This window comes from Bartonella gliris (assembly GCF_045277155.1).
GTDB classification, from domain to species: Bacteria; Pseudomonadota; Alphaproteobacteria; order Rhizobiales; family Rhizobiaceae; genus Bartonella; species Bartonella gliris.
On the sequence record NZ_CP123962.1, the window covers coordinates 1,226,437 to 1,253,322 of the forward strand.

Sequence of the window (26,886 nt, forward strand, 5' to 3'; positions counted from 1 at the left end):
GCAATGCAATGTGAATAATTGCGAACAAACGCATTACGAACGCATTGAAAAATACAAAGAGCAATTACTATGGCTAGAGCAGCATCTCTCAAACAGAGGAAAATACCGATTTTCTCGTAAACAAATAGAGTCTTTTTGGTGGAGCTAAGCGGGATCGAACCGCTGACCTCTTGCATGCCATGCAAGCGCTCTCCCAGCTGAGCTATAGCCCCACATCAAAGACGGATTTTTCCCCTGTCGGTAAACAATCTTAAGGAATTTTTTTAAAACGAGAAAAATCGAAGATCAAGAAGAATTTGCATTCAATGAAAAGAATGCTTTTCCATTTCTCTTAAGAATCGTCATCCTTAGAAACACCACCTCCGAGAATACCGGTAACGTCATCATCCTCATCGTCTTCATCGTGAGACAAAAACGTGTCATCGTCATCACCCAGATCCACATCGCTATCTTCCAAATCAGGAATATCATCATCTTTAGAATCATCCCCATCCTCTTCAAGAAGCATAAAGGCGGATTTTTCAAGCGCTGTATCAAGCTCTTCAGTATCAACTTCTTCTTCACTATTTGCTTCAGCTGCAACAACCTCAAAATAAGAGCGTGGATAAGAAATCCCTGTATAAGGGGACACAATAGGATCGCGATTAAGATCATAAAACTTCTTTCCCGTTTCTGGATCAACACGCTTAGTTCCAAGTTCTTGTTTTGCCATGAACCGTGCCTCTTTGGTTAACTATAATTCTATTAAAAGATAAATTTTATGGTGCTTAAACAAAAAATAATGTCTTTGTCAAAGATAAATACATCATTTTACATGGATTTCCTCATGACGCCTCTCAAAGCATGTGCTAAAAGATGCTTAATTTCATAAAATGCAAATAAATTAAATAAAACTTCTATGCAAAAAGCAATACCCATAACCGCCTATAAATCTACTCGTCTTTCTGGAAAAATTAAAATACCAGGAGATAAATCAATCTCCCATCGATCCCTTATATTGGGAGGGTTAGCAAATGGTAAAACACATATCCACGGACTGCTTGAAAGCGATGACGTTCTCAATACAGCTGCTGCTATGCAAGCTATGGGTGCCTGTATTCATAAAAAAGATGATCTCTGGATCATTCGGGGAACCGGAAACGGCTGTCTCTTAGCTGCACAACAACCTTTAAATTTCGGCAATGCCGGAACAGGTGCCCGCCTCGTTATGGGGATGGTTGGTCCTTATCATATGAAAACAACCTTTATCGGTGACGCCTCTCTCTCCAAACGCCCGATGGGACGTATCCTAGACCCACTACGATTAATGGGCGTTGAAATTGAAGCCACACATGGCGACCATCTCCCTTTAACGCTCTATGGCCCGAAAATGGCTAACCCGATTCGCTATCGTATTCCAATGGCTTCTGCCCAAGTTAAATCAGCAATCCTACTTGCCGGACTCAATACCGCCGGCATCACAACTGTTATTGAACCGATTCTCACACGAGATCATACAGAAAAAATGTTAAAAGCGTTTGGTGCTGAACTTGAAATAGAAATAGATGCTAAAGGCACGCGTTTTATTCATCTCAATGGACAACCACATCTCACCGGACAAACTATTGATGTTCCAGGCGACCCCTCTTCTGCAGCTTTTCCACTCATTGCAGCCCTTCTTGTGGAAGATTCTGATATCATCATCGAAAATGTGCTTATAAACAGCTCTCGAATGGGACTTATTGAGACATTGTGGGAAATGGGTGCTCAAATAGAACTTTTGAACCAACGCAAAACAGGTGGCGAAGATGTTGCCGATCTGCGGGTCAAATCATCAATGCTAAAAGGTATAACTGTGCCCAAAGAACGGGCTCCATCCATGATTGATGAATATCCCGTTTTGGCAGTAGCAGCAGCCTTTGCTGAAGGCAAAACAGTTATGCTAGGAGTTGAAGAATTGCGCGTTAAAGAATCTGATCGACTGTCCGCAATTGCTCAAGGACTAAAAATCAATAACGTAGATTGCGAAGAAGGTATAGATTTTCTCATTGTTCACGGAAAAAGCTCCGCAAAAGGATTTGGCGGTGGACACGTCACTACACATCTTGATCATCGAATTGCCATGTCTTTTCTTATCTTTGGACTGGTATCAGAAAAACCTGTAACCATTGATGATAAACGAATGATCGCTACCAGCTTTCCAGAATTTATCCCTTTTATGCAACAACTTGGGGGAAAAATTTCTTGAAACCTTTTGTTATAGCAATTGATGGACCAGCAGCTTCAGGGAAAGGGACATTAGCACGAAAAATTGCTACACATTATCGTCTTCGTTATCTCGACACTGGTCTTACTTATCGTGGTGTTGCTTATGCACTTTTACAACAAAAATTAGCTCTTGATGATGAAAAAAGTGCACTTGCTTATGCTACAGAACTTGATTTTAACACTTTAAATCCAACTGTTCTTTCTTCTCATGAACTTGGCGAAGCCGCTTCAAAAATAGCAATTATACCAACTGTACGTGAAATTCTTGTTGCTAAACAACGTAATTTTACTAAAATTTTACCTGGTAGCGTGCTTGATGGACGTGATATTGGCACTGTTGTCTGCCCCGATGCCGATGTTAAACTTTATGTTCTAGCCAATGTTCAAACACGGGCAAAACGTCGCTATCAAGAAATTTTAAAAAAAGGAATCCAAGCAGACTATCATAAAATCCTGGCTCAACTTGAACAACGTGACAACCGCGATACAACCCGAAAAGAAAGCCCGCTAAGACCAGCAAAAAACGCCCACTTGCTTGATACGTCAGAATTGAGTATAGAAACGACATTTACAATTGCATGCGCTTTTATTGATCCTGTCATAAAAGCGCGTATAATTGGATGAAGCTATCAAGGTGATTTCCGGCCGAGCGCTAATTTTTCTTCCTGTATTAAGGAAAAAGGCAGGAAGTTACCCCGTATCAACACTAACCTAGCGCTTATACCTTTGATAATTAAGGTATGTATTAGGAGTTCTTATGTCACAATACAATCCCACAACAGCGGATTTTGAAGCCCTTCTCATGGAATCTTTCCAAACCAATGACCTTAATGAAGGATCCGTTGTTAAAGGCCGAGTCATTGCAATCGAAAAAGACATGGCCATTATTGATGCTGGACTTAAAGTTGAAGGACGTATTCCACTCAAAGAATTTGGAGCTAAAGGAAAAGACGGTTCTTTGCAAGTTGGAGATGAAGTCGAAGTTTACATTGAACGCATTGAAAATGCGATAGGTGAAGCTGTTCTATCACGTGAAAAAGCACGACGCGAAGAAAGCTGGATTCGTCTGGAAGAAAAGTTCAATGCTGGTGCACGTGTCGATGGCGTTATCTTTAGCCAAGTCAAAGGAGGCTTTACGGTCGACCTCGATGGTGCTGTCGCTTTCTTGCCTCGCAGCCAAGTTGATATTCGTCCCATTCGCGATGTTTCACCTTTAATGCATAATTCACAGTCTTTTGAAATTTTGAAAATGGATCGTCGTCGCGGCAATATTGTCGTCTCACGTCGTACTGTTTTAGAAGAAAGCCGAGCTGAGCAACGTTCAGAAATCGTTCAAAATCTTGAAGAAAACCAAATCGTTGAAGGTGTCGTTAAGAATATCACCGATTATGGTGCTTTTGTGGATCTTGGTGGAATTGATGGTCTCTTACATGTCACAGATATGGCATGGCGGCGTGTTAATCACCCATCTGAAATCCTTACAATTGGTCAAACTATTAAAGTTCAGATTATTCGCATCAATCAAGATACGCACCGTATCTCTCTTGGAATGAAACAGCTTGAAAGTGATCCTTGGGAGAGCATAAGTGCCAGATATCCTGTTGGTAAAAAAATTACTGGTGCTGTTACCAACATTACTGATTACGGTGGTTTTGTTGAAATCGAACCAGGAATCGAAGGACTGATCCACGTTTCCGAAATGAGTTGGACAAAGAAAAATGTCCACCCTGGAAAAATTCTATCCACATCACAAGAAGTGGAAGTGGTCGTTCTTGAAATTGACCCTTCTAAACGGCGTATTTCCCTTGGTTTAAAGCAAACATTTGAAAATCCATGGGTCGCTTTTGCTAATAAATTTCCTGTGAATTCGCAAATCGAAGGAGAGGTCAAAAATAAAACAGAATTTGGTCTCTTCATTGGGCTTGAGGGTGATGTTGATGGTATGGTTCACCTTTCTGATCTTGATTGGAATCGTCCCGGTGAACAAGTCATTGATACTTACAATAAAGGCGATATCGTTAAAGCTGTAGTACTTGATGTTGACATTGAAAAAGAACGTATCTCTCTGGGAATCAAACAGCTTTCCAACGATAAAGTTGGAGAAGCTGCTGCTGCTGGTGAACTCCGCAAAGGCGCTGTTGTAACGTGTGAAGTTACTGGAATCAATGACAATGACATTAATGTAAAATTGGTTGACCACAATCTTGAAACAACTATTCGCCGTGCTGATTTAGCACGTGATCGTGACGAACAACGGCCTGAGCGTTTCTCTATTGGTCAAAAAGTTGATGCTCGTATTACTGCATTCGATAAGAAAACACGCAAGCTTTCAGTATCCATTAAAGCTTTAGAAATTGCAGAAGAAAAAGAAGCTGTTGCTCAATATGGCTCAACAGATTCAGGCGCTTCTCTTGGTGATATTCTTGGTGCAGCTTTAAAAAAGCAAGAACAAGAATAATGGATTAACAGTTATAGTTAAAAGTAAGGTCGCTCGTTTTTCTAGCGGCCTTTTTTATTCTTGAATCTTTAATATTCCCTTTGTTAATTTTTCAATCATCTAATCAAAAAATTGCAAACACTTCCAAATAAAAATAAAAAGCTTATTATTAAAGTAAAATGCCAACAGCCTGTTGAATAAAAAAGAAACCACATCATTGAATGGCAATATCATATTATGGCACTCACAATATCTTTTATGAAGTGTTTTTTTCCTCAAAAAACAAAAGCTTGCTATCTTGCTAAAACCAACTTTCCTATTCGTTCAACTTATAAATCGGAAGAAGAACTTTATAAATTAGGCCATGATATAGCCTCTGGAAAAGAAATTTTACTTCCTGAATATAAAGGAGAAAATGATTTTCGTAAACGTTTGATCGAAAATGCCAAACTTATTCTTCATGCTTTTCGCAGCAGCGATGTTGCTTCCCGTAACAATGAAACTATTGCACCCTCCGCTCAATGGCTTATTGATAATCACTATACTATTGATAAAACCATACAACAGCTACGCTGCAACTTCCCACAATCCTTCATTAAGCAACTTCCCCTTTATAAAAAAAAAGCAGAAATTCCACGTATTTTTGCTTTAGCTTGGCTGTATATTGCACATACAGATAGCAGATTTTCACAAGAAACACTCACCTCTATAGTCAATGGATTTCAAGAAATTTGTAACCTTACAATTGGCGAATTGTGGGCTCTCCCTTCTGTTGTACGTATGCTGTTAATTGAAAATGTTCGTCGACTTTCATTGCGTATTGAAAAAACACAGCATATGCGTCATCTTGCTAATCAGGTGGCTGACAAAATTGCTCTTGCAGAAAATGAAACCAAATTACACAGTCTTTTTACTCTTTATGAAAAGTTAACCGCGGATTCGACTTTTTCAGCTCATTTATTCTACCGTTTACGAGGCGCATCTGTCGATTCAACTGTGGCATTAAATTGGCTTGAAAAACAATTGCATCGCCAAAGCAGTAGCCCAGAAATTGCAACCGCCGATGAACATACCCATCAAGCAGCAGATGGTGTAACTATGGGCAATATTATTCGTGCCCTCAAAACCATTGATGACGTTGATTGGACAGTATGGTTTGAACGCGTAAGTTCTGTTGACCTTATCTTGCGTGAAAATAGCGACTTTTCTGAAATTGATTCTCACTCACGCAATGCCTATCGACAAGTGATCGAAACAATTGCACGCCGTTCCTCTCTCAGCGAGGTCGAAGTCGCACGTAAAGCTTTAGAAATGGCACATTCTGCCTCTGAATATAATTCTCATCATAACAATTCCTCTATTGGATGGTATCTTGTCGACGATGGGCGTTATATTTTTGAAAAAGCTTGCGGATACTCTCCATCCCTTTTCATAAAATGGGCACGTGCCTATCGTCGCTCAAAAATAGCAGTAATTGCAATCCCTGTTTCTTTTTTAACCATCGCTCTTTTGCTTGCAATCTATGCTCTCTTACAAGCATCAAGCTTAACACCGTTTGGGACTGTTCTTTTTACCGTATTAGCAGTTTTTCCTGCCATGGATGCTGCTTTTTCTTTCTTCAACACTCTTGTTTCATGGTTTATTCCATCAAAACAACTTATTGGTTATGAATATAAAGAAGGTATTCCCAAACACGCACGCACAATGGTTGTTGTGCCTACCTTAATTACATCACGTGATTACATTGATGAGCAAGTGCGTAATCTTGAAGTGCATTATCTTTCTAATCCCAAAGGCGCTATTCATTTCGCTCTTATCACAGACTGGGGTGACGCTCCCTTAGAAGAAACACAAGACGATCTCGATCTGCTAAACTATGCACAAAGTAGTATTGCTAAACTTAACCACCGTTATCGTCGTGATGATATCCCCCTCTTTTTTCTTTTACACCGTCGGCGCCTTTATAATGCTAGCGAAAAATGCTGGATGGGGTGGGAACGTAAACGTGGTAAACTCCATGAGCTTAATCTCTTATTAAGAGGCGATAAAAATACAAGCTTTTACACCCCAGATCCACATCTTCCCATGGATTGCCGTTTCATTATGACTTTGGATTCAGACACACGGCTAACCCCTGAAAGTGTTGCTAAACTCGTTGGAAAACTGAATCATCCACTCAACTCTCCCATTTTTGATCCCCAAAATGGGAGGGTTGTAAAAGGTTATAGCATTTTACAACCCCGTATCACACCTTCCCTCACAACCGGAAAAGAAACATCAATTCTGCAAAAGATTTTTTCTACCAATCGTGGTATTGATCCTTACGTTTTTGCCGTCTCTGATACCTATCAAGATCTTTTAGGAGAAGGAACTTTCACTGGCAAAGGTCTTTATAACATTGATGCATTTGCAAAAGCACTTCATGGAAAAATTAAAGAAAATACTGTTCTCAGTCATGATCTTTTAGAAGGAAGCTATGCACGTGCTGCACTCGTGACTAACGTAGAAATAATTGAGGATTATCCAACAGCCTATAATGTTGATGTTACCCGTCATCATCGTTGGATTCGTGGCGATTGGCAGTTATTGCCTTACCTCTTACAATGGTATCAAATAAGCCTTATCACTTGTTGGAAAATGCAAGATAATCTGCGCCGTTCTCTCACACCACTTATGTGGCTAATTGCAGCAATTGCAGGGTGGTCTATTTTACCGTTAAAAACAGCTATCGTCTGGCAAATATTTTTGCTGCTTAGTCTCTTCATCTCCCCCATTTTGGGTGTGCTTCAAACCATCATTCCTTCTAGCCTTAACCATTCTTGGCGCGGGCACTTCCAGTCAATTTTGAGCAAAATTGCTCTTACGGGAGCAGATCTATTTCTTAAAACCGCATTTATTGCCCATTCAGCCTATTTTATGACTGATGCCATCATCCGCACACTTTACCGCATGATGATTTCAAAACAACATCTTCTTGAATGGAAAACCTCCGCCTCAACAAAATCCATTCCTAATAGTTTAGACTTCTATATCCTTACAATGTGGCCAGCATCACTTATTGCGATTATTGCTGTAATACTTCCTATATTTTTGCATTCTTCAGCAAGCTTTGTCGCTTTGCCTTTTGGATTAGTGTGGTTTTTTTCACCTTTAATTGCATGGATTGTTAGCCAACCATCAACATCTCAAGATACGCTTGATATATCTTCAGACGATAAAAAAATACTCCGACGTATTGCACGAAGGACTTGGCTTTATTATGCAACCTTTGTTAATGCAGAAAACAATCATTTGCCACCCGACAATTTCCAAGAAGACCCCAAACCTCTCGTTGCCCAACGCACTTCACCTACCAATATTGGAGTTTATCTACTTTCCACTATTGCCGCACGTGATTTCGGCTGGATTAGTTTCGAAGAGACTATTACACGCATCGAATACACTTTAGACACTCTTACAAAAATAGAAAAATTCCGTGGACATCTCTATAATTGGTATGCAACCGATACACTCAAACCTCTTTTGCCAACCTATGTATCAACAGTTGATTCAGGAAACCTTGCTGGTCATTTAGTAACACTTTCTTCTGCTCTAAGTGAATGGGCTGAGACACCTCTTGCTTTTTTGCAAAGTGATCTAGCGGGCTTATTTGATGTCAATGATATTCTTGAAGAAACCATCAAAGAGATTCCAGATGATCAAAATATTTTATGCCCCTTACGCCAACAAATCGAAGAACATATAGCTAATTTCTACCGTGCTATTAACGCTCTTATAAAAAAACCAACCACCGTTACCTTCCGCACCATTAATCTCTCACTTGCAGCTCGTGATATTGTCCACCTAACAGCCGAACTTGATAAAAAAATTCAAACAACAAAATCTGCCCATGCGCACTCTTGGGCCAAATGCCTTTTAGAAACCTGCGAAGCCCATCATCATGATGCTACATATGACTATGATACCGAAAAAATACGCCAAAAATTAAACACTTTGGCTGCAAACGCACGGCAAATAGCTTTTGATATGGAATTTGACTTTTTAGAACAGCCTGAACGACAACTCTTGTCTATTGGCTATCGTGTTCAGGAAAATAAACTGGATGAAGGCTGTTATGACCTTTTAGCTTCAGAAGCACGTCTCTCAAGTCTTTTTGCCATCGCAAAAGGCGATATCAAATTCAAACATTGGTTTCATCTCGGCCGATTACTCATCCCGGTTGGTTGGAAAGGTGCCCTCTTATCATGGTCTGGATCCATGTTCGAATATCTGATGCCATCTCTCATCATGCGGGAACCTCTAGGATCAATACTGGATCAAACTAATCGATTAATTATTCGTCATCAAATACAATATGCTCATAAACGAGGATTACCATGGGGTATTTCAGAAGCTGCATTTAACGCTCGCGATCACTTAATGAATTACCAATACGCTAGCTTTGGAGATCCAAGCCTTGGACTACAACGCGATCTCTCACGTAATGCAGTTATTGCTCCTTATGCAAGCCTTTTAGCAGCACAATATATGCCAACCCCCGCCGTGAAAAATTTAAAACGACTACGTGATCTTGGAGCTCTAGGAACATATGGCTATTATGACTCTGTCGATTTTACCCCTTCTCGTGTGCAGACAAGAGAAAAATATGCCATTGTACGTAATTATTATGCACACCATCATGGCATGTCAATTCTTGCTATCAACAATGTCATTTTTGAAGGACGGATGCGTAATCGCTTTCATCGTGATCCAGCTATTGAAGCGACGCAATTGTTATTACAGGAAAGAGCCCCACATCAAATTCCTATCATTCACACAAAAATTACTAATCCCCTGCGCAATAGCTCCCAAGAACTTGATAACGTTCCTATGCGCATTATCACTAACCCGCTTCTCAAACCCCGTGCAACTTTGCTTTTATCGAACGGTTTTTATTCCTCAATGTTGACAGCAAATGGTTCTGGTTATAGCCGTTGGCATGATTACATGATCACGCGTTTTATCCCTGATATTGCAGAAGATCAACAAGGTACTTTATTCTTCCTGCGTGATACACATAGTGGGCGTTGGTGGTCTGTAACTGGTGAGCCAACACGCGTTGCCGATGAAGAAGCCGTTAGCATTTTTACAGATGAAAAAGCTGAATATATAAAAATGGTTGATGGCATAAAATCCACACTCGAATGTCTCGTTACATCCGAAAATGATGGCGAAGGTCGACGTCTCCAGCTTATGAATACAACCAATAAAGATCGCCTGATTGAAGTTACCTCTTATGGTGAATTAGCGCTCGCAACAATGGATACTGATTGCATCCATCCTATTTTTTCACGTATGTTTATAGAAACAGAAATTGCTGATTCAGGAGGAACAATTTTTGCCAAAAGACGCAAACGCGCGCCCAATGACCCCGAGATCCATATCACCCATTTTGTCACAGATACAGCAGGCACTATCCCAGAAGCAGAATCTGAAACCGACCGTTTCTTGTTTATTGGCCGTGGCCGTTCTATTCGCCGACCGGCTGCATTTGATCAAAATGCCCATTTTAGTAATAGCCAAGGCTGCGTTCTAGATCCAATTATCTCACTCCGCTGCCGTGTAAAAATTCCTGCACATGAAAAAGTAGAACTCATTTTTTGGACTTTTGCTGCCAATTCAAAAGAAACGCTGCAAAATCATGTTAAACATTATAGACAACCCAATATGTTCCAGCGAGAATTTTCAATGGCATGGACACGTTCACAAGTTGCATTATATCAAAACGGTATCCACCCTAGAGAAGCCATTACTTATCAAAAATATGCAACACCACTCATCTATCCAGACCGCACTTGGCGTCTCCCTCCCGAAATATTAGCAAAAACTCTTGGCAAACAATCTGACCTTTGGCCAATGTCGCTTTCAGGGGACATTCCTATCTGCCTTTTAAGACTAGATAATGAAATGGATATAACTGTGCTTCGTGAGCTCCTCAAAGCACATGAATATTGGCGCACGCGTGGATTAATTATTGATCTGGTTATTTTGAATGAACAAGCATTTTCTTATATACAAAATACGCAACGCGCTATTGAGTGGGTATGCGAATCCTATCGTCATCACAACACTGAAACTGATAAACACCAACATATTTTTACCTTTCGGCGCGATCAAATCAATGAAAAAAGTTTCGAGACACTTCTTGCATCAGCCCGTATTGTCCTTCATGCTCAAAATGGATCTTTGTCTGAACAACTCAAACGTATGGAAAATATTGATTCTGATCTAGCTGCCCGCAACAGTAATCAAGAATTGAATAATAAATTAAACCGCAGCAAATATGACAAAAGAAGGCAAGTAGCAACACTAACCGAACCAAACTTGTTTACTTCGATCGGTCTTATCAGTGCCCAAAAAACTTCACTCCTTCCTGCTAATGGTAAAGATCTAAAGTATTGGAATGGTTATGGCGGTTTTAACCATGATAACCATTATATCGTACGTCTTAACGGACGCACAAACACACCACATCCATGGATTAACGTCATTGCTAATAAAAGCTTTGGCTTCCACGTATCAGCTGAAGGTGTTCTCTTCACATGGGCCAATAATAGCCGTGATTACCAATTAACTCCATGGGCTAACGATCCTGTTTCGAACCGTCCAGGAGAAGCGCTTTATCTTGTTGATCGCTTATCTTTAAAACGTTTCTCACCAGTTTCTTCTGTCGAATGTGATGAAAACGTTATCTACGAAGCTTGTCATGGTTTTGGATTCTCAACTTTTAAATCCACACATTCAGAAATCGCGTTAGAACTTACCCATACAATTGATCTAAAAAAACCAATTCGTCTTTCACGTCTTATCATCAAAAACGAAGGGAAAAAACCGCGAAGCTTACGTCTTTATAATTATGTTGAATGGGTTTTGGGAAATGTCCGTACAAAACACGCCCCTTTTATCCTTCCCTCTTATGATCAAAAACGAGGTGCACATTTTATTCAAAATCCCTATCACATTGAAACATCTCAACAGGTCGCATTTTTATCAGCATCCGAAATGCCAACCAGCGTCACTACCGATCGTCTTGAATTTATTGGCTCTACAGGAACGATTAAGCATCCACGCGCACTCCGTCAAGCTAGCGCACTTTCAAATACAGTTGAAGCAGGCTGCGATCCTTGCTCGGCATTAGCCTATGATATTGATCTGGCACCTGGCCAAACAAAAGAGATCATCTTCTATCTTGGTAATGCTGAAAACATGCAAGAAGCTAAAAAACTGCTGGACCAGATACGTGAAAATGATTTTAACATTCTGCTTGCACAACAAGAAAAACAATGGAACGATTTCGTTTCTCCACTCCAAGTTAAAACACCAGATCCCTCTTTTGATATTATGGTTAACCATTGGCTCCCTTATCAAATCTATGGCTGCCGTATTATGGCACGTGCAGCTTTTTATCAAGCCAGTGGTGCCTTCGGCTTCCGAGACCAATTGCAAGATAGCTTGTCTTTGCTCCCGCTTGAACCACAGCTAGCACGCCAACAATTGTTAAATGCTGCAGCCCATCAGTTTCTCGAAGGCGATGTACAGCATTGGTGGCTTCCTCATAGCAATGCAGGTGTTCGCACACATATTTCCGATGACATAGTCTGGCTAGCTTATGGCACTGCCCTTTATGTCAATACCACTGGCGAATACGACTTCCTTGATATTCCCATTGCTTTCATTGAAGGCCCTTCTCTGAACAAAGAACAACACGATGCTTATTTTCAACCCACGCAATCTCAAAAAACAGCAACACTTTATGAACATTGTGCTTTAGCTTTAGATCTTGCCATCAAACGGTGTGGACCACATGGACTCCCTCTTATTTTAGGTGGAGATTGGAATGATGGCATGAATTTAGTAGGCATTGAAGGGAAAGGCGAAAGTACTTGGTTAGGATGGTTTTTGGGTACCACACTACAAGCATTCATCCCTCTTGCTCAAAAGCGTGGCGATAACAACCATGTCGAAGCATGGAGTGGATATCTTGAACGTTTGACGAATGCTCTAGAAGATCACAGTTGGGATGGTGCTTGGTATCGACGAGGTTATTTTGATGATGGGACTCCTCTTGGCTCTAAAATAAATGATGAATGCCAAATTGATACTATTGCGCAATCTTGGGCTGTCATTTCTCAAATGGCATCTCTTGAGCGTCAAAAACAAGCAATGGCATCCATGTTTGAGCATCTGTGTGATGAAAAAGGTAGACTTATACGTCTTTTCTGGCCACCTTTTGATAAAAGCACTCTCGAACCGGGTTATATAAAGGGCTATCCTCCAGGGGTTCGAGAAAATGGCGGACAATATACCCATGGTGCCATTTGGAACATTATAGCGCTTGCTGAAATGGGTGAAGCAGACAAAGCTTATGCCCTATTTTCTATGATAAACCCCATCATCCACGGTCAAAATCCCGAAGTTTATCGTGTTGAACCTTATGTTATGGCTGCAGACATCTACGCCATTGAACCACACCGTGGACAAGGCGGTTGGACATGGTATACAGGCTCAGCAGGATGGTTTTACCACGCTGCAATACAAGCCATTCTTGGGATTAAGCGTCAAGGCAATCTGTTGTTTTTAAAACCCCATTTACCCTCCTCTTGGCCAGAATATGAAGCAAAAATTAAATTTTATGATGCCGTCTACATCATTAAAGTTAAATGGGGTTTCCAAAATTTGCTTACTGTTGATGATAAAGAATATGCAAAAGTTAACACAGGGATAAAGTTAAAAAAAACAGGTAAACATCAAATTATACGTACTCTTAAATCTTAAAAAAAGATAAAGATCACGGCATTTTTTATTCTTGTCCGAAACTGTAAAGTTGTTATAGTTTCTGTCCTTCCTATATTAATCGTTTTGGTGCACAACAATTTTAGATTCCAAAAAACTGAAAGAAAAAGGGTTATGAATCACCCAGATATTGCTAGACGTGTTTACAATCATACTTGGAAACTTGATCCCATTATTCGTTCACTTCTCGATACGGATTTTTATAAGCTTCTTATGGTACAGATGATTTGGGGGCTTTACCCAAACGTAAATGTTACTTTTTCCCTCATAAACCGCATCAAAACAATCCGTCTTGCCGATGAAATTGATGAGGGTGAGCTGCGTGCCCAACTTGATCATGCCCTTAGTTTACGCTTTACGAAAAAAGAAATGATCTGGCTCGCTGGTAATACATTTTATGGGCGTAAACAAATTTTCCAACCAGATTTTCTTCATTGGCTTGAGAATTTTCAACTACCAGAATATGAACTAACCCGCAAAGATGGCCAATATATTCTTCATTTCCACGGCCCTTGGACCCATAGTTCCATGTGGGAAATCCCTGCCCTTGCTATTATCAGTGAATTACGTTCACGTGCTGCTCTGAAAAACTTGGGGCGTTTTGCACTTGATGTGCTTTATGCGCGTGCTAAAGCAAAAATGTGGAGTAAAGTTGAACGTCTCAAGAAATTTCCTGATATTAAAATATCCGACTTTGGTACAAGACGTCGTCATTCTTTTTTATGGCAACGCTGGTGTGTCGAAGCATTAAAAGAAGGTATTGGCAATGCTTTTACAGGAACTTCCAATGTCCTTCTTGCTATGGATACAGATCTAGAAGCTCTTGGTACAAATGCACATGAATTGCCCATGGTCATTGCCGCTCTCACCAATAATGATAATGAATTGTGCAAAGCACCTTATCAAGTCTTGCAAGATTGGAATCGTTATTATGGTGGAAATCTTCTCATTGTTTTGCCTGATACTTTTGGCACAGAAGCATTTTTACGCAATGCACCAGATTGGGTAGCTGATTGGACAGGTTTTAGACCTGATAGTGCTCCGCCTATTGAGGGCGGCGAACGTATTATCAAATGGTGGAAAGAAAAAGGAAAAGACCCACGTGAAAAATTATTGATTTTTTCTGATGCTCTCGATGTCAATACAATTGAAAAAACCTATCACCATTTCCATGGCAAAGTGCGCATGAGTTTTGGGTGGGGAACAGATCTTACCAATGATTTTGCAGGCTGTACTCCAAAAGAAATTGCAACTTTTGATGCTCTTTCCCTTGTCTGTAAAGTTACTCATGCTAATGGTCGGCCAGCCGTAAAACTTTCAGATAATCCCGAAAAAATCACCGGTGACCCGCAAGAAATACAACGTTATCTCAATTTTTTTGGTAATGAAAACCGTGTTGATAGGCCCATGAAGACTTAAATCATCCGCTAATTGGTATAAAATTAAAGACAAACAGCTATGAAATCAGTCACAGATCAATAGCAATAAGCAAGTACTACCCCATCACTCTTAACGTACACAAAGAATATCTCCATTATGTTATGAATATAATCATCATGATTAATAGACGTAATTTTACAAACACCCGATTAAAGTATTCGTATGCAATCACCTTTGCGGCTAAAACTGTTTCATAAACATATCATTCTAACTAATGAACATACAATTTTATACATTCTAAAAAAGCTTATCAGCTAATATACATCCTAATATGTAGATGTTATCCTAAAATTTGAAGGCTAAAACTTTTCTGTCAATAGCTCCAAGGAACTCATAAAGATAAAAAGATAAAAAGAGTATTGAGCTCATAAAGCTTTTATTTTTACCATTATGAAGATGGACGTGTCACAATATAAATAGCTATCAACAGCAAAATAGCAGAAACTAACAAGGCAAACCACAAAGCAGGGTGCACCATCACCCAAAAAGATAAAAAACCACCTGCCATACTCACCACCGCAAAAACTTTTAAAAATGGCGGAATGGCGCGCTTTTCTTCCCATTTCTTAATAGGCGGACCAAAAATGCGGTGATTATTCAGCCAACTATGAAAACGTGGTGATGAACGAGAAAAACACCATGAAGCAACTATTAAAAAAGGCACGGTTGGCATAATAGGTAATACTATACCGATAATACCTAAAACAACCATTACCCAACCCACTATAGAAGTGCAAATACGCAAAGAGTGAGATATTTTAAAATCTTTTTTCATCCTCTAGCGCCACTTTCCTGTACAAGAAATCATCATTATCCCCTTGCTTTTCAAAAGCTTTAGCGCACAACCACTGCTTCATACCACTTCATTGGTAAGTATATTTTCGGTGATAATTCCTTCCAAAACATAGAACAGCTTACGCAATATGATGATCCTTTCAAAGTTTTCAAGCAATAAGAAAAAATTTTTAGAAAAGCCCAAAATAAAAAAAGGCTGCAGAATAAATCAATGCAGCCTCTTAATTATGAATGCAGCGTTGGGGGGGAGAAGAAAATGCTGCACCCATCTGCTAGATATTAGGAGGAAAATGACCTAGCACCTCGCTGTCTAGTTAAAACAAGCGTTAGAGACAACCTACAAAAATGCATTGCTGTTATGCAATAAATCTTTTCGCGCTCAAATTTCATGAATTGTTGTGTGACGAAAGAAAATCGACAGAAAAATAGCAATAAAGATTAATGTTAAAATCAACACAATTGTAGAAGCAGAATCAGAACCAATGAATAAGCTTAGATAAATTCCTAAAAAACCAGAAAGAGCTGCGACCAACACAGCGATTACCAACATAAAAGAAAATCGCTTTGTGATAAGATAAGCAATTGCTCCTGGTGCTATCAATAAAGAGATAACGAGAACAATCCCCACAGCTTTCAAAGCCGCAACGATCGTGAGAGAAATCATCGTTAAAAGCGTATAGTGGAGGAGCGATATTCGTAACCCCATTGCACGACCTTGAACTGAATCAAAAATATACAGCATGAAATCACGCCATTTTGCTCCTAAAACAAACGTGACAAGAGCAGAAATTATCGCTGTCTGCGTAATATCAAGCCAATTAACACCCAAGAGATTACCAAATAGAATATGATTCAGATCCAGGCTACTATAAATGGACGTTGCCAAAACAAGCCCCAAACCAAACATAGATGAAAAAACAACACCCATCACCGTATCCTGCTTGATACGGCTATTGCTCCCTAAAAAACCCGTCACAAGGGCACAAATCATACCCGCAACAAAAGCACCACAAGTAATCAAAGTCATCGTAACATTCGCTGGGCGCACATTATGAAACCAAGCAAATGGTAAAGAAGTCAAAAATGCTATCACCCACGGTGTTGCCATGTAACCAACAACGACACCAGGAAAAACCGCATGGGAAATCGCATCACCTAAAAGTGCCCATCCTTTCAAAATAAGAAAACAAGAAAGCATCGCCATTGGAACAGAAAGGATAGTAACAATAACCATCCCCTTAAGCATAAAAGAAAACTGAAAAGGAAGGAGTAATTGATCAATCATGATATCATCACACCCTTTTTTGCCGCATTTATACGTAGACGCGCCGCAATAAACCCATGTTTAGGAGCAAAAATAAAGGCAACCATAAACAGAAATGCCTGAAAAAGTACAACAACACCACCGGTTTGTGCATTCAAAAAATAACTCACATACACCCCCAATACACTTGTAAAGGTTCCAATCACAACTGCAATAACCAAAATATTTACAAAACGGTCACTTAAAAGATAAGCTGTTGCGCCTGGAGTCACGACAAGACAGATAACCAAAAATGCTCCAACTGTTTGCATGGCGGCAACAGTACAAGCGGAAAGCAGTGTGAAGAAGAGAATCTTTAAAAACTTTACGTTTAACCCAATAGCACGTGCATGCGTTTCATCAAATAAAGAAACAAGGAGATCTTTCCACTTCAAAAGCAATATAAGCAAAGAAAAAAAACCAATAAGAGCCAATTGTAGAATATCTGATGAACTGACTGCTAAAATATTTCCCAAAACAATTGTATCAATATTAACAGCCATCGGTTTCAAGGATTTGAGAAACAATCCAAAAGCAAAAAAGGAAGAAAAAATGAGACCAATAATGGTATCTTCTTTCAGCTTTGTTCGTTGGTTAAAAAAAAGCATCGCTGCTGCAGCAAGCCCACCAGAAAAAAAAGCTCCAAGCGAAAAAGGTAAACCTAAAAGGTAAGCCCCTGCTACTCCAGGTACAATCGAATGGGACAGTGCATCACCAATCAATGACCAACCTTTTAACATCAAAAAAGCAGAAAGAAAGGCGCAAACACACCCAACTAACCCTGAAACCCACATTGCATTAACCATATATTGATAGCTTAGTGGTTCAAGCAACCAAGAAATCATGCAACATGCTCCACTCTTTGAGAACTCTCAAGAACCAAAGGCTGTTTGCCCCCTGTGAGAACATCATTTTTTTTTGTACTGTGAAGATCAAAAAGATGATGATGTAAAGAACCACCAAAAGTTTTTTCAAGATTTTTTTGTGTAAAGACACTTTCTGTTAACCCAGAAGCTAAAACAGTTCCCTTTATTAAGACAGTGTGATCACAAAATTCACGAACAGAGCCTAAATTATGAGTAGAAACTAATATTACAGCGCCTTCTTTACGTAGATCTTGCAACAAAGCGATGATTTTATCTTCCGTTGTGACATCCACCCCTGTAAATGGCTCATCTAATAAAATAGCTTTTGCTTGCTGTGCAAGGGCACGTGCTAGAAAAACACGTTTTTTTTGGCCTCCAGAAAGTTCACCAATTTGCCGCTTAGCGAATGCCAACATATCAACGCGTTCTAATGCAACGCGAACAGCTTTATAATCCTGTGCCCGTGCATAGCGAAAGAAGTTCATGTGACCATACCGCCCCATCAAAACAACATCTTCGACGAGAACAGGAAAATTCCAATCAACATCCTCACTTTGAGGAACATAAGCAATAAGGTTTTGTTTCAAAGCTACTTCAACTGGTAAATCAAAAATACGAATTTTTCCCTTTGAAGGTTGTACAAATCCCATAATAGCTTTAAATAATGTTGACTTCCCTGATCCATTAACCCCAACCAGTGCCGTAATAGAGCCTGTTGGGCTTTTAAAACTCACTTCGCGTAGAGCTGTATGCCCATTACGATACGTTACTGTTACGCCTTGCGCAAATATTCCAGATCCAATCATTGACCTTTCACTCCATCTGACAAAGCACTAGCAATTCGTGCACTCGTAACGCGCAATAAATCAATATAGGTAGGGACCTCACCATTTTTCTCGCTCAGAGAATCAACATAAAGAACACCACCGTATTTAGCCCCTGTTTCTCTCGCAACTTGCTTGGCAGGTGCTGGAGAAATAGTGCTCTCCGAAAAAACTGCTTGGATATTGTGTTTTCGAACCATGTCAATAACATGCTTAACCTGCTGCGGTGTCCCCTGCTGATCGGCATTAATTGGCCAAAGGTAGAGCTCTTTCAGATCAAAATCACGAGCTAGATAACTAAATGCGCCTTCACTGGTCACAAGCCAACGCTTGTTTTCCGGTAATGCTTCCAATTCAGCTTTGATTGGCTCAATCGTCGCGCGAATCTTCTGCTTATAAATTTCAGCATTTTCTTTATAAATAGCAGAATGCTCAGGATCGTATTTTATAAAAGCATCACGGATATTATCAACGTAAGTCAAAGCTGAAGTTGGTGACATCCATGCATGGGGATTAGGCTTCCCACTGAACGGCCCCTCACCAATTTTAATCGGCACAACGCCTTCTGAAACAACGACACTCGGAACATCCTTGATATTTTGGAAAAACTTTTCAAACCAAAGCTCTAACTCTAACCCATTCCACAATATAAGATTCGCCCCTTGGGCACGCATAAGGTCACGAGGTGTAGGTTGGTATTCGTGAATTTCAGCACCTGGTTTTGTGATTGATTCAACATCAGCGGCATCACCTGCTACATTGCGTGCCATATCAGCAATGATCGTGAAAGTCGTAACAGCTTTAAATTTGCCAGCACACAAAGCTAAATCGGGTGCAAAAAAAATAACACTCCAAAAAGTTATAGTAAAAAACGTTTTTACGTTCATTGATCCTCTCTTTATTGCCAATGATTTGCATTACTATTTAGCAATAGCAGTTATCTTTTATCTTTGCAATGAAGGATTTTTACAAAAAAATAATTTTCCAAGTTGTTTAAAAAAATTCTTTTTCGCCTTGAAAAAGCTAATATTTAAGAGAATGTTGTTTGATATGAAGGTCCATTTCAAGAAGCTCTAGAGATCTTGAATGTCTAAAAAATAAAGGAGCACTCAAAAGTGCTCCCGTTTTATAAAATAACCCGATAAGAAGTATACTCAACGACGCAAATATGCTCCCGTCGACTTAGTAACATTTTCTACTACCTTCAAAGCAAGTTCTTCTAAATCTTCATCGGTCAAAGTTCGTTCAATAGGTTGAATAGCAACTTCAATCGCAACAGATTTTTTATCTTCGCCAAGCGCTGAATCTTCAAAAAGATCAAAAACCCGCACTGAATGAATAAGCTTCTTATCCGCTCCGCTTGCAGCACGGACAATAAGAGAAGAGGCAACTGCTTTATCAACAACAAATGCAAAATCACGCCGTACTATTTGAAAAGGCAATAATTTCAAAGGAGAACGGCTTTTCGTTATCTTTTTCTTTGGCTCTGGAATCCGATCAAGAAAGACTTCAAAACCGCATAAAGGACCACTAACATCTAACTTTTCTAATGTAGCAGGATGAAAAACGCCAAAAAAACCAAGAATAACCTTTGATCCAAGCTTCATGACTCCCGAGCGACCAGGATGATACCAATCGGGTGCTCCAACCTCAATCTGCACTTTGCCGACATCCATACCGCAGGCTTCTAAAACAGCCAATGCATCCGCTTTGGCATCAAAAACATCAACTACTGCCGTATCACCATCCCAAAAGCGTCCTGCTCCTTCAAATCGTTCTGTGCCGCGGCGAATACCACCAGCAACGCGTTGTTGTTTATCAGGTGTATCATCTTCGTAAATGCTGGAAACTTCAAACAATGCAAGATCTGGAAAACCACGATCAGCATTTCGCTGTGCCGCTACAAGCAAACCAGGTAAAAGAGAAGGACGCATCACGGACATACCAGTCGAAATCGGATTTACTAATTTAAGCTGTTCTTGAGCACCTCCAAAAGCAAGTGCCTGATTTTCAGAAATAAAAGACCACGTCACGGCTTCCTTCATACCTCGATGCGCTAAAGCTAAACGCGTAACACGTGTACGAATCTGCGAACATGTTAAAACTTGATCTTTTCCCTCTGCAAAGCTTTCTAACGGAACAGGTTTAATTTTATCTAGCCCATAAATCCTCATTACCTCTTCCACTAAATCGGCTTTACCAGCGATATCAGGGCGCCATGTTGGTACTTTAACCGTAACTACATCTCCTTTTTCTTCAATGCCAAATCCAAGCTGTGTCAAAATAGTAAGGACTTGTTCACGCTCTATCTCTAAACTTGTCAAACGTTTAATTTCAGATAAAGGAAAGGCAATCTGTTTGATTTCTGGCTGCTGATAACCAACAATCTTCATCTTTGAAACTTCACCACCACAAAGGCGTAAAACCAATTCTGTTGCAATCTCAAGCCCTGTTTCCATAAAAGCCGGATCAACCCCCCGTTCAAACCGATAACGTGCATCACTGATAAGTCCTAATGCACGACCCGTCTGTGCAATACTCTGCGCATCCCAAAGCGCTGATTCAATAATAACGCGACGCGTTGTTTCATCACAGCTCGTTCTTTCACCACCCATGATGCCGGCAATCGAAACAACGCCCTCTTCATCTGCAATGACACAATCTTTAACACTCAAATTATAGATTTTTCCGTTAAGCGCCTGAAGCTGTTCACCTTCACGACCACGACGTATACTCAAATTCCCTTTAATCTTATCGGCATCAAAAACATGAAGTGGACGACCAAGATCAAAACTTATGTAATTGGTCATATCAACCAGCGCACTAATCGGTCTCAAACCAATTGCACTCAAACGCTGCTGCATCCATTGCGGTGATATCCCATTTTGAACATTGCGTACTTCACGCCAAGCAAAACCTAAACATAATGGTAAGCCTTGCGAAAAATCTAAAGAAACATGAAGTGGCGTTTCAAAGGAAGCGACAAATTGTGGTAAAGAGAGTTCTTTTAATCGTCCGATTCCAGCGGCAGCAAGATCACGCGCAATACCGCGAACACCAGTGCAATCAGAACGGTTGGGTGTCAAACCAATATCAATTATTGGGTCATCCAAACCTGCATAAGCCGCAAACGAACCTCCAATAGGTGTATCTTCTGGAAGCTCGATAATCCCATCGTGCTCATTCGATAGCTCAAGCTCCGCTTGTGAACACATCATCCCAAAACTTTCAACACCGCGGATTTTGCCCACAGATAATATGACATCAAGTCCAGGCACATAAGTGCCAGGCAACGCAAGAACACCAACAAGCCCAGCACGTGCATTTGATGCCCCGCAGATAACTTGCACAGGTGTACCAGTCCCTGTATCTACCGACAAAATCTGGAGTTTATCTGCATCAGGATGTTTCATTGCCGTTAAAACTTTTGCAATCACAAAACCTTTTAAAGAAGAACGGTCATCCACATGATCAACTTCAAGGCCAATAGCTGTTAGTTTATCACAAATTTCATCGAAAGACGCATCTGTCTCTAAGTGATCTTTTAACCAAGACAATGTAAATTTCATTTTAAAACCTCACATGAAAGTTATGACAAGATCACATATTTCTTAAAACAGGAAAAAAAGCAGGCATATCAAAGCAACGAAAGCCATAATGGTCTAACCAACGGAGATCAGCATCAAAAAAAGCCCGCAAATCAGGCATTCCATATTTCAACATGGCAACACGATCAATGCCCATTCCCCATGCAAAACCCTGATACTCATCAGGATCTAAACCAACATTCCTTAATACATGAGGATGCACCATTCCGCATCCTAAGATTTCCAGCCAATCCTGTCCTTCACCAAACTTTACTTCTGAACCAGAACGGTCACATTGAATATCTACTTCCATAGAGGGCTCGGTAAAAGGAAAAAAAGATGGACGAAAACGCATTTTTACAGAAGGAACTTCAAAAAAAGCTTTACAAAAAGTCTCATGAAGCCACATCATATGTGCAATGGTAGAAGTTTTATCAATCACAAGACCTTCTACCTGATGAAACATTGGAGAATGCGTGGCATCTGAATCCATACGGTAAGTTTTTCCCGGAATAATGATACGTATTGGTGCTTTTTGCCTTTCCATCGTACGGATTTGCACGGGTGAGGTATGGGTGCGCAATAATTTCTGCTCTCCCGTTTTATCAACATTAAAAAAGAAGGTATCATGCATTTCCCGTGCGGGATGACCTTCAGGAAAATTTAATGCTGTAAAATTGTAATAATCTGTTTCAATATCGGGTCCCTCTGCAAGTGAAAAACCCATATTCGTATAAATGGCTATAATTTCCTCAATTACCTGTGAGATAGGATGAATACGTCCCCGTTCTATAGGCGAAGAACGCACAGGCAAAGTAACATCAACCCTTTCACTAGAAAGGCGTGCATCCATTGCTTGGCGTCTAAGAAAATCACGCTTTTGTGCCCATAATTCTAAAACGCGATTTTTTAATCCATTTAGAACTGGTCCAACTTTATGGCGTTCTTCGGCATCCATCTTTCCTAATGCTTTTAATTTTTCAGAGATGCTGCCTTTTTTTCCTAATGCCGCAATACGCACTGTTTCAAGGGACTGTTCATCATTAGCTGCTTCTAAAGCCAAACAAATTTCTTGTTCCAGACGCTCAATATCGCTCATGTTTTTTTGCCTATTTTCTGAATAAAAAAAACCCCGCACTCGTAATAACCAGTACGGGATCCCGAATAAATGAATGCTTTAAGAGAACACAACTGGCTTATTTGACAGCGCCTTCAAAAGCATTAGGCGTTGTATCTTTCAAATATTCCAAAGCCTTCTTCGCGGAAGCCACTAAAGCAGAAAATGCCGCGGATTCGTGAACTGCTATATCTGAAAGAACTTTACGATCAACCTCAATACCTGCTTTTGATAAACCATCAATAAAACGCCCATAAGTTAGGCCTTCTGCGCGAACAGCTGCATTGATTCTTTGAATCCACAAAGCACGGAAAGTGCGTTTTCTATTTTTGCGATCACGATAAGCGTACTGTTTTGAGCGATCAACCGCTGCTTTAGCTGCACGAATGGTATTTTTACGACGACCGTAAAAACCTTCAGCCTGTTTAAGAACCTTCTTGTGTTTAGCGTGCGCTGTAACACCTCTTTTTACACGTGCCATATGATACTCTCCTAAAAATCAAAAGCGCTAAGCTTAAAGGCCATTCGGCAAATAATACTGAATGACTTTTTTAGCATCTGGCTCAGTCAGAACCATTGTTCCACGAGCATCACGAATAAACTTATTAGAACGTTTAATCATGCCGTGGCGTTTGCCTGCAGCTGCTGCTTTAACTTTGCCTGACGCAGTGATTTTAAACCGCTTTTTAGCGGATGATTTGGTCTTCATCTTGGGCATTTTGCTACTCCATACATTTTATTCACTCAAACGGACCAACGCTTGAATAAGCACCTGAACAGCCACGGCATGCCCTGCCGGGCGGCTCCAATTAGTATTTCCATAAGCCACTATACACAAAATAGCAAGTCCGTATCAAAAAAAAATTGGAGCTCCATTGCCTTGAACTTCAACCAAAGGTGCTGGAATTGCATTTGTTTTGATTGCTGCTTTACATAAATCAGCAATAATGCATTGCGTACAGTGTGCTTTACGTGCTTGACAAATATAACGCCCATGTAAAACAAGCCAATGATGCGCATAACGAAGATAACCGACCGGTATAATCTTTAGCAACTTTTCTTCAACAATTTCTGGTGTTTTACCAGGTGCTAAACCAAGACGGTTCCCAAGACGAAAAATATGCGTGTCCACAGCTATAGTAGGTTGCCCAAAAGCAACATTCAAAACAACATTTGCAGTTTTACGCCCTACTCCAGGAAGTGCCATAAGGGCCTCACGATTATCAGGTACTTGACCGCCATACTGATCAATTAAAAAACTGCAAAGCGTGTAAACGTTGCGCGCTTTCGCACGCCAAAGACCAATTGTACGAATATGACGTGCAATCTCTTCTTCTCCTAATGTAATCATTTTTTCTGGTTGATCCGCGAGGCGGAATAATTCTTTTGTTACCTTATTAACGCTAGCATCTGTAGCTTGAGCCGAAAGAATAACTGCAATTAAGAGAGTAAAAACATTGGTATAGATAAGATCACTTTTGGGAATCGGGCGTTGAATAGAAAAACGACGAAATATTTCTGCAATTTCGTCTTCCCTATACAATATTCCAGCAATTCTTCTTGCCTTTGACAATTTTTTTGTTTTGTGAGTCATTGAACTCTTTCATCTTTTCTCTTGAAGTTACCCATTACACTTGCCATATGAGAGGGATGTAACAAACGCTTTTTTTTAGAGTTTGGTCAAGTAGCCGCTTTGAAGAGGACACTCACAATGACACATGTGACGCCTTTCTCCAATCCCCTTCTTTTAGGATTTGAAGCGGTGGAGAAAATATTACAACGCATTAGTAAAGCTGATGAGGCTTACCCAGCTTATAACATAGAGCGTTTGCACAAAAACGATGATGCAAACCATATACGCATAACTTTGGCTGTTGCCGGATTTCAAATCAATAATCTCAGTATTTTATTAGATGGCAATCAACTGATCATTCATGGTAAACAAACAAACAATCAAAACCATCAATATTTATATCGCGGTATAGCTGCACGCCAATTCCAACGTACCTTTCTTCTCGCTGAAGGAATGCAGGTCACAAATGCTGAGTTGAAAAATGGTCTTTTATCAATTAACTTACATCAACCAAAATTAAAAAAACAAACGAAGCAGATTCCAATTAAAGTGAGTAGTGGTGGGTAATAAAAGTTAATGCGTAAAGGAATAATGAAATGGGAGAGCATAAACAGAACTTTTTATTACAAGACGTGCCCCCTTCTGAAACAGGGCAGATTGCTTATTTAAAAAAGGTTTGTACAGATGATTTGGCTAAAAACTTTCCAGATCTTCCACCAATGACTCCAGGAATTACAATATGGGCTCTCTTTGGTGAAACAGGTTATCCGATAATTTTATCCGATGAGCGCTCTATTGCTCTTGCAGGAGCCAATGAACATGAACTGCAAATTGTAACCCTACACTAGGTTTGGGCACTTCATTTTCTAAATTATAGGATGATTGAAGAATAAGTTAGCAATCTTATAAAAAAGAGGCTTTTTTATCCAATCGCTAGAAGATATATCCGAAGTGGTTGTTTTATTGAAAAAGTCTTCAATAGTGGTGTTCATTGTAAAGGTGTTCATCATCGTTATACGATGTTTTCTTGTTTGTACGAGAAAGAAGGATAGAGATGTAATTTTGCTTTCTCAATCCTTCTCTTCGTGTATCTGAACGTAACTTTTATTCGCAATACTTTGTTTATTTTCATCCCTTTCAACAAGCGAAAGTATTTGAGTTATAGTCGTCCAGTTCACTAGAGTAGAACAAAACGTAAAAATTAACCCTAAGAAATCCACCACAACGTGACTCTTCGTAGTGAATTTTGCTTATGTTTCTTTCCAATGTTTCCGCCTCATCCTGACCTTATTTATAGTTTTCAACACAGGAATGAATCCGAATAAAGGTGGTATCAATTCTCATAGCTTCTCCATCATAACCATAATTCTTTGGTAAGCTGTTGCAAAATCGGATGTGAGATCCCGTTCTGATACTAGGATTCTATAAGGTTTTGCGATGCTAGGTCACTTGCCTGAGATAAATGGAGCCCCTCACCATTTTAAAACACCATAAACACCTTCAACAAAACAACGAATAAGATTTTGAATCTTCATGCATATTCAAAAATTTATCCTCAATGAAGGTCAAATCTTTTACCCATCCCTTGCACTTGAGGTTATATTTTTCTTAATAACATGCCTATTCTTTAAAAATGGAGCATTCCCACCACTTCATCTTTTATCTCAAATGTTACTAAAGGGTGCAGTACTGAGATTGTTTTACAAAAAACAATTCAACTATCCTTATAAGATCAATTGCCTGATAAAGCACAATGATGAGCCTTTTTCTCTAGATAAACTGGAAAAATAATTTCTGTTTTAAGAATCATAGCTCTTTTCAATCAAGAGGTACGGTTGCGCTTAACCTCTAGCTTTTTTTATTAC

Annotated in this window: 18 protein-coding genes and 1 tRNA gene; 7 read left to right on the forward strand and 12 right to left on the reverse strand. The window is 39.8% G+C overall.

Annotated features, from left to right (window positions below; all coding sequences use genetic code 11):
* Positions 1-136: 136 nt before the first annotated feature.
* Together QHG54_RS05545 and QHG54_RS05550 are read right to left on the reverse strand one after the other, a co-directional pair.
* A tRNA-Ala gene (locus QHG54_RS05545) sits at positions 137-212 on the reverse strand.
* Between the two features lie 119 nt (positions 213-331).
* A complete protein-coding gene (locus tag QHG54_RS05550) occupies positions 332-712 on the reverse strand; it encodes a TIGR02300 family protein (RefSeq protein WP_317992615.1) in 381 nt (126 codons plus the stop codon).
* A gap of 186 nt (positions 713-898) precedes the next feature.
* On the opposite strand from QHG54_RS05550, the gene aroA reads away from it, so the two are divergent.
* The 5 genes from aroA (at position 899) to pncB (ending at position 14,935) form a co-directional block, all read left to right on the forward strand.
* Positions 899-2,227, forward strand: a complete 1,329-nt coding sequence (gene aroA / locus QHG54_RS05555) for a 3-phosphoshikimate 1-carboxyvinyltransferase (RefSeq protein ID WP_406603990.1) — start codon at positions 899-901, stop codon at positions 2,225-2,227.
* The gene (cmk, locus tag QHG54_RS05560) at positions 2,224-2,871 is read left to right on the forward strand and encodes a (d)CMP kinase (RefSeq protein WP_406603991.1); all 648 of its coding nucleotides are present in this window, start codon (positions 2,224-2,226) and stop codon (positions 2,869-2,871) included. Before aroA ends, cmk begins: the two co-directional genes overlap by 4 nt.
* 133 nt (positions 2,872-3,004) lie before the next feature.
* Positions 3,005-4,705 carry a 30S ribosomal protein S1 gene (gene rpsA, locus QHG54_RS05565; protein WP_317992612.1) on the forward strand — a complete coding sequence of 567 codons (1,701 nt, stop codon included), beginning with the start codon at positions 3,005-3,007 and terminating at the stop codon, positions 4,703-4,705.
* A 216-nt stretch (positions 4,706-4,921) separates the two neighbouring features.
* A complete protein-coding gene (locus QHG54_RS05570; protein ID WP_406603992.1) occupies positions 4,922-13,498 on the forward strand; it encodes a GH36-type glycosyl hydrolase domain-containing protein in 8,577 nt (2,858 codons plus the stop codon).
* A gap of 132 nt (positions 13,499-13,630) precedes the next feature.
* The gene (pncB, locus tag QHG54_RS05575; RefSeq protein ID WP_406603993.1) at positions 13,631-14,935 is read left to right on the forward strand and encodes a nicotinate phosphoribosyltransferase; all 1,305 of its coding nucleotides are present in this window, start codon (positions 13,631-13,633) and stop codon (positions 14,933-14,935) included.
* Positions 14,936-15,344: 409 nt separating this feature from the next.
* Here pncB and QHG54_RS05580 read toward each other — a convergent pair whose 3' ends face one another.
* The 10 genes from QHG54_RS05580 to nth all read right to left on the reverse strand — a co-directional run bounded on the left by QHG54_RS05580 (position 15,345) and on the right by nth (position 25,042).
* Positions 15,345-15,731 carry a YbaN family protein gene (locus QHG54_RS05580; protein ID WP_406603994.1) on the reverse strand — a complete coding sequence of 129 codons (387 nt, stop codon included), beginning with the start codon at positions 15,729-15,731 and terminating at the stop codon, positions 15,345-15,347.
* A gap of 399 nt (positions 15,732-16,130) precedes the next feature.
* Positions 16,131-17,036: a metal ABC transporter permease gene (locus tag QHG54_RS05585; protein ID WP_317992566.1), complete on the reverse strand. Its 906-nt coding sequence runs from the start codon at positions 17,034-17,036 to the stop codon at positions 16,131-16,133.
* The gene (locus tag QHG54_RS05590) at positions 17,033-17,899 is read right to left on the reverse strand and encodes a metal ABC transporter permease (protein ID WP_317992565.1); all 867 of its coding nucleotides are present in this window, start codon (positions 17,897-17,899) and stop codon (positions 17,033-17,035) included. Before QHG54_RS05590 ends, QHG54_RS05585 begins: the two co-directional genes overlap by 4 nt.
* Entirely contained in the window at positions 17,896-18,726 is an 831-nt protein-coding gene (locus tag QHG54_RS05595) for a manganese/iron ABC transporter ATP-binding protein (RefSeq protein ID WP_317992564.1), read from the reverse strand. The genes QHG54_RS05590 and QHG54_RS05595 overlap by 4 nt, the downstream gene beginning before the upstream one ends.
* Entirely contained in the window at positions 18,723-19,631 is a 909-nt protein-coding gene (locus QHG54_RS05600; protein WP_317992563.1) for a metal ABC transporter substrate-binding protein, read from the reverse strand. The genes QHG54_RS05595 and QHG54_RS05600 overlap by 4 nt, the downstream gene beginning before the upstream one ends.
* A gap of 267 nt (positions 19,632-19,898) precedes the next feature.
* Entirely contained in the window at positions 19,899-22,313 is a 2,415-nt protein-coding gene (pheT, locus tag QHG54_RS05605) for a phenylalanine--tRNA ligase subunit beta (protein WP_406603995.1), read from the reverse strand.
* A 31-nt stretch (positions 22,314-22,344) separates the two neighbouring features.
* Positions 22,345-23,430 carry a phenylalanine--tRNA ligase subunit alpha gene (gene pheS, locus QHG54_RS05610; RefSeq protein ID WP_317992561.1) on the reverse strand — a complete coding sequence of 362 codons (1,086 nt, stop codon included), beginning with the start codon at positions 23,428-23,430 and terminating at the stop codon, positions 22,345-22,347.
* 97 nt (positions 23,431-23,527) lie between these two features.
* Positions 23,528-23,929: a 50S ribosomal protein L20 gene (gene rplT, locus QHG54_RS05615; RefSeq protein WP_317992560.1), complete on the reverse strand. Its 402-nt coding sequence runs from the start codon at positions 23,927-23,929 to the stop codon at positions 23,528-23,530.
* 33 nt (positions 23,930-23,962) lie between these two features.
* On the reverse strand, positions 23,963-24,166 hold the full coding sequence (gene rpmI, locus QHG54_RS05620; RefSeq protein ID WP_317992559.1) for a 50S ribosomal protein L35: 204 nt from the start codon (positions 24,164-24,166) through the stop codon (positions 23,963-23,965).
* Between the two features lie 135 nt (positions 24,167-24,301).
* On the reverse strand, positions 24,302-25,042 hold the full coding sequence (gene nth / locus QHG54_RS05625; RefSeq protein ID WP_317992558.1) for an endonuclease III: 741 nt from the start codon (positions 25,040-25,042) through the stop codon (positions 24,302-24,304).
* A 117-nt stretch (positions 25,043-25,159) separates the two neighbouring features.
* Here nth and QHG54_RS05630 point away from each other — a divergent pair, with 117 nt between their 5' ends.
* Both QHG54_RS05630 and QHG54_RS05635 read left to right on the forward strand, forming a co-directional pair.
* Positions 25,160-25,588, forward strand: a complete 429-nt coding sequence (locus QHG54_RS05630) for an Hsp20 family protein (RefSeq protein ID WP_317992557.1) — start codon at positions 25,160-25,162, stop codon at positions 25,586-25,588.
* Between the two features lie 29 nt (positions 25,589-25,617).
* Positions 25,618-25,869, forward strand: a complete 252-nt coding sequence (locus tag QHG54_RS05635; protein WP_317992556.1) for a DUF1150 domain-containing protein — start codon at positions 25,618-25,620, stop codon at positions 25,867-25,869.
* Positions 25,870-26,886: the final 1,017 nt, after the last annotated feature.

What these genes read in the sequence shown, in the direction of transcription:
- aroA (WP_406603990.1), top strand. Translation starts at nt 899, where the DNA reads ATGCAAAAAGCAATACCCATAACCGCCTATAAATCTACTCGTCTTTCT.
- rpsA (WP_317992612.1), top strand. Translation starts at nt 3,005, where the DNA reads ATGTCACAATACAATCCCACAACAGCGGATTTTGAAGCCCTTCTCATG.
- nth (WP_317992558.1), bottom strand. Translation starts at nt 25,042, where the DNA reads ATGACTCACAAAACAAAAAAATTGTCAAAGGCAAGAAGAATTGCTGGA.
- QHG54_RS05630 (WP_317992557.1), top strand. Translation starts at nt 25,160, where the DNA reads ATGACACATGTGACGCCTTTCTCCAATCCCCTTCTTTTAGGATTTGAA.
- QHG54_RS05590 (WP_317992565.1), bottom strand. Translation starts at nt 17,899, where the DNA reads ATGATTTCTTGGTTGCTTGAACCACTAAGCTATCAATATATGGTTAAT.
- rplT (WP_317992560.1), bottom strand. Translation starts at nt 23,929, where the DNA reads ATGGCACGTGTAAAAAGAGGTGTTACAGCGCACGCTAAACACAAGAAG.
- QHG54_RS05595 (WP_317992564.1), bottom strand. Translation starts at nt 18,726, where the DNA reads ATGATTGGATCTGGAATATTTGCGCAAGGCGTAACAGTAACGTATCGT.
- QHG54_RS05550 (WP_317992615.1), bottom strand. Translation starts at nt 712, where the DNA reads ATGGCAAAACAAGAACTTGGAACTAAGCGTGTTGATCCAGAAACGGGA.
- QHG54_RS05580 (WP_406603994.1), bottom strand. Translation starts at nt 15,731, where the DNA reads ATGAAAAAAGATTTTAAAATATCTCACTCTTTGCGTATTTGCACTTCT.
- QHG54_RS05600 (WP_317992563.1), bottom strand. Translation starts at nt 19,631, where the DNA reads ATGAACGTAAAAACGTTTTTTACTATAACTTTTTGGAGTGTTATTTTT.
- QHG54_RS05570 (WP_406603992.1), top strand. Translation starts at nt 4,922, where the DNA reads ATGGCACTCACAATATCTTTTATGAAGTGTTTTTTTCCTCAAAAAACA.
- QHG54_RS05585 (WP_317992566.1), bottom strand. Translation starts at nt 17,036, where the DNA reads ATGATTGATCAATTACTCCTTCCTTTTCAGTTTTCTTTTATGCTTAAG.
- pncB (WP_406603993.1), top strand. Translation starts at nt 13,631, where the DNA reads ATGAATCACCCAGATATTGCTAGACGTGTTTACAATCATACTTGGAAA.
- pheT (WP_406603995.1), bottom strand. Translation starts at nt 22,313, where the DNA reads ATGAAATTTACATTGTCTTGGTTAAAAGATCACTTAGAGACAGATGCG.
- pheS (WP_317992561.1), bottom strand. Translation starts at nt 23,430, where the DNA reads ATGAGCGATATTGAGCGTCTGGAACAAGAAATTTGTTTGGCTTTAGAA.
- rpmI (WP_317992559.1), bottom strand. Translation starts at nt 24,166, where the DNA reads ATGCCCAAGATGAAGACCAAATCATCCGCTAAAAAGCGGTTTAAAATC.
- QHG54_RS05635 (WP_317992556.1), top strand. Translation starts at nt 25,618, where the DNA reads ATGGGAGAGCATAAACAGAACTTTTTATTACAAGACGTGCCCCCTTCT.